Raw genomic sequence first — 526 nt, forward strand, 5'->3', positions numbered from 1 at the left:
GTGAAGCTCACGCTCCCATCCTTGCAATCGGTCAGGCTCGACGCCTGCAACCCATTTCTCTCCATCAATCACAACCTGAATGCAGGTCCCTGCACCGCCAGTTAACTGTTGTGGCATCAGTTCCAATGGACCTGCCCCCACCGGCATGACGACTGTGCGAGCTTCCTCACCTTTATACCCCATTGCCATTTTCAGGTTGGAGTAACCAATATCCAAACCCAGAACAAATTGACTCATGAAATCCTCCAAAGATTGCTTTTAGATTGCTTTTCGATTGCTTGCCGCGTGTTGGATAGAGAATAAGGCTAAAAGCGGGGACAGATGGCCTGTGTAATTGCCCAAAAGGGGCATATAGGTTGCTTTTCGGTGGCTTTTTGATCGTTGAGTAAGGGAACCTATGGGAACGCTGCACGGATAGGCTCAGATAAACAGACCTTACCCTCGCATCGAGAACCGCTTGCCCTCCAGCATCGAGAGACGGTGGTAAAGAGGCATTTGGAATCTTTGATGCCATATCCAATATATC

General features: G+C 49.2%; 1 pseudogene. It reads right to left on the minus strand.

Features of this window, described 5'->3' with window-relative positions:
- Nucleotides 1-237: pseudogene (locus tag R7E78_RS30250) on the minus strand (plasmid stability protein StbA); the annotation flags it as partial.
- Between the last annotated feature and the right edge of the window lie 289 nt (nucleotides 238-526).

The sequence above is a fragment of the Vibrio sp. YT-19(2023) genome (genome assembly GCF_033337395.1).